The sequence below is a fragment of the Lacihabitans sp. CCS-44 genome (assembly GCF_024343735.1).
Taxonomy (GTDB): Bacteria; Bacteroidota; Bacteroidia; order Cytophagales; family Spirosomataceae; genus Leadbetterella.
The window spans coordinates 1-3,105 of the sequence record NZ_RJUE01000019.1 but is presented as its reverse complement, the minus strand read 5'-3'; the positions used below and the strand labels follow the sequence as shown (position 1 = coordinate 3,105).

Annotated in this window: 4 protein-coding genes and 1 tRNA gene; 4 read left to right on the top strand and 1 reads right to left on the bottom strand. The window is 40.0% G+C overall.

Features of this window, described 5'->3' with window-relative positions:
* Window positions 1–118: 118 nt before the first annotated feature.
* Window positions 119–191: transfer RNA gene (locus tag EGI26_RS06995), tRNA-Gly, on the bottom strand.
* Window positions 192–339: 148 nt separating this feature from the next.
* Here EGI26_RS06995 and hisIE point away from each other — a divergent pair.
* The 4 genes from hisIE to EGI26_RS06975 all read left to right on the top strand — a co-directional run bounded on the left by hisIE (window position 340) and on the right by EGI26_RS06975 (window position 2,534).
* Window positions 340–939: a bifunctional phosphoribosyl-AMP cyclohydrolase/phosphoribosyl-ATP diphosphatase HisIE gene (hisIE, locus tag EGI26_RS06990; RefSeq protein WP_255077136.1), complete on the top strand. Its 600-nt coding sequence runs from the start codon at window positions 340–342 to the stop codon at window positions 937–939.
* Entirely contained in the window at window positions 936–1,280 is a 345-nt protein-coding gene (locus tag EGI26_RS06985) for a phage holin family protein (protein ID WP_255077138.1), read from the top strand. Before hisIE ends, EGI26_RS06985 begins: the two co-directional genes overlap by 4 nt.
* A gap of 514 nt (window positions 1,281–1,794) precedes the next feature.
* Window positions 1,795–1,956: a hypothetical protein gene (locus EGI26_RS06980; protein WP_255077315.1), complete on the top strand. Its 162-nt coding sequence runs from the start codon at window positions 1,795–1,797 to the stop codon at window positions 1,954–1,956.
* Window positions 1,957–2,132: 176 nt separating this feature from the next.
* Complete coding sequence (locus EGI26_RS06975) at window positions 2,133–2,534, top strand: hypothetical protein (RefSeq protein ID WP_255077314.1); 402 nt, start codon at window positions 2,133–2,135, stop codon at window positions 2,532–2,534.
* The last annotated feature ends 571 nt before the right edge of the window (window positions 2,535–3,105 follow it).

Sequence of the window (3,105 nt, the reverse complement as noted above, 5' to 3'; positions counted from 1 at the left end):
AGCGATAAGGCTCACAGGATTTTAAGTCCTGCGTGTCTACCAGTTCCACCACCCCGGCGGGTGATATGCCCTAAGAAACAAAAAAGTCCCCATTTTCATAGGAACTTTTTATCTCTTGAGCGAAAGACGGGTCTCGAACCCGCGACCTTAACCTTGGCAAGGTTACGCTCTACCAACTGAGCTACTTTCGCTTTTAAAGAACCTCTTTCGTTCAATGTGGGTGCAAAGATAAGGGGTCTTTTTATATTTGTCAAGCCTTCTTTGAAAAAAAATATAATAATTTTAGAATACCACACACAATTAATTAGTACTTAGTATTTTTGCACAATTATTATTTTTATGAATAGACAAGCAGATTTTTCTAAAGGACTCCTTCCGGCCATTATCCAAGACTTTTACACAGGCAAAGTACTCATGCAAGGTTATATGAATGCCGAGGCCCTTGAAAAAACCATTAGCCAAGGCAAGGTGACTTTTTACAGCCGCTCCAAAGAAAGACTATGGACCAAAGGCGAAAGCTCAAACAATTTCCTCAACTATAAAGAGCATCAAGTAGATTGCGACGGAGATTCCATACTCATTAAAGCATTGCCCGATGGCCCCACTTGCCATACCGGCCACGATACCTGTTGGAATGAAACAAACAGCGGCAAGGTCATGTTTATTCAGCAACTAACCGAAATTATAAAGGACAGAAAAAACAATCCTACAGAGGCTTCTTACACTGCATCTTTGTTTAAAAAAGGAATCAACAAAATAGCACAAAAAGTAGGCGAAGAAGCCGTAGAATTGGTCATTGAAGCCAAAGACGATAACAAAGACCTGTTTCTGGGCGAAGCCGCAGATTTACTTTTCCATTATTTAATATTATTGGAAGCCAAAGAAATTAGCCTCGACGAAGTACTCAACGTATTAATAACTAGACATCAATCGAAATGACAAATTACATTGTAAGACTATTGCTTTGCGGCCTAATCATCCTGATTTTGCCCAATTACCTCAAAGGTATCAACGTAGATGGTTACACTACGGCTATAATAGTGGCATTGGTAATGAGTATCCTAAACACTTTTGTGAGACCCATTCTCAGCCTCATTTCTTTACCGATTACTTTTTTAACCTTGGGCTTGTTCTCCTTGGTTATTAGCGTGTGTATCGTTTATTTGTGCGACTACCTCGTGGATGGTTTCAAAGTGGAAGGATTCTTGCCACCGCTTATCTTGAGTTTTATCTTATCTATCGCCAATGGTATAGTTGGGGTGTTTCAGAAGGATAAGTGAGGTTGTTATTGGTTATTGGTTGCTGGTTACTGGTTGCTGGTTACTGGTTACTGGTACTTGGACAATGAGCACAATGAAATTCAGATGATAATCCCCTGGCACATCGACTAACACTTGTCACATCGAGCACAATGAAATTCAGATGATAATCTGAATGAAATTGCGACCGAAACACTTCTTGTCACATCGAGCACACCTGTCACATCGAGCGGTAGTCGAGATGAAGACTGAGATGTTATTAGGATGAGTAAGATGCTGACTGAGATGCTGATTACCACAAATTCAAGAAGCAAATTGAGATGTCGCTTAAAACTAGTTAACTTTGGCAGCAGAAAACGTGTTCTCGAACGGAACGCAGCCCGCTACCGCTCGAACTGACATGAGAACCGCTCGGACTGACAAACACACCTATGTCACATCGAGCTACACCCGTCACATCGAGCGGTAGTCGAGATGAAGACTGAGATGTTATTAGGATGAGTAAGATGCAGACTGAGATACTGATTACGACAAGTTGTACCTAGCCACAGTACACGTGTTCTCGAACGGAACGCCGCCCGCTACCGCTCGAACTGACAGAACTCCTGTCACATCGAGCGGTAGTCGAGATGCGAAGCCAGATGCTGATTACCACAAGTTCAAGAAGCAAATTGAGATGTCGCTTAAAACTAGTTAACTTTGGCAGCAGAAAACGTATTCTCGAACGGAACGCCGCCCGCTACCGCTCGAACTGACAGGTTAGACCCTTGAACTGACAAAAAAACGATATCAAACAGACAATGAATCGTATTTAATGATACTTTTATATAATTACACAAATGCTAGGCTTTTGCCTTTTGGAAAATTACTCAAATGTCTATTTTAAAATATCTAATCTCTTTTTCGGCTTTAATTCTTTTACAGGCCTGCTCCTACTCCAAGCCATTAGAAATCGATGGTTTTGATTCTGAACTTTTCAAAGGCGATCGAGGGGGTTGTGAAGGGAAAAGAATTCAACAACTGGCTTTATTGAAACAAAACAAAGACCGTATTCTGACTATCTCCGAAAACGAAATCGTAAAAACCATTGGGCGGTACGATTATCAATTGCTCGACAAAAAGTCTGAGAAATATGTCGTTTATTTCTTCGAGCGTGGACCGCAATGCCAAAACATCCGCAACACCACCACCTCCGAAGCCATGATTCTCCACTTTAACTCCATAGGCTTGGTTAAAGAAGTTGTTTTTCAGAAAGGTGGGGCGGATAGTATGTGAGTGGGCGTTATTCCTAAAACCCTAATTGTCTTCCTGGTTAATTATTGAGGATGTTTTTTCTAAACATTAAGTGCATTAAGATATTCTCAGTCGCTAAATGGCCTTAATTTTTAAATTTAAAGTTCTTTTTTCTAAACATTAAGTGCATTAAGATATTAAGTTCATTAAGATATTCTCAGCCGCTTAATGGCCTTAATTTTTAAATTTGAAGTTCTTTTTTTTAACATTAAGTTCATTAAGACATGAAGAGCATTAAGATATTCTCAGCCCCTTAATGGTCTTAATTATCTTAATGTTTTAATCGTTGAAGTTTTTTTTACCACAGAGTCCCCAGAGTTTAGCACTGAGTTACACAGAATAAGACTTGTGCCTATAAGTTTTATTTTATCACAAAGTACCCAGAGCTTGGCAAAGTGGAACACAAAGCTTAACATTCAATGCCTTGTGCCTTATACCCCATAGCCCCAATACCTCATTGCTTCATTACCAAATTGCCTCAATGCATCATTGCCTAAGTGCCTCATTGCCAAATTGTCTAATTGCCAAATTGTCTAATTGCCAAATCGCCTCA

Bases quoted from the DNA above. Each gene is read 5' to 3' on its own strand.
- hisIE (WP_255077136.1), top strand. From the start codon at position 340: ATGAATAGACAAGCAGATTTTTCTAAAGGACTCCTTCCGGCCATTATC.
- EGI26_RS06985 (WP_255077138.1), top strand. From the start codon at position 936: ATGACAAATTACATTGTAAGACTATTGCTTTGCGGCCTAATCATCCTG.
- EGI26_RS06975 (WP_255077314.1), top strand. From the start codon at position 2,133: ATGTCTATTTTAAAATATCTAATCTCTTTTTCGGCTTTAATTCTTTTA.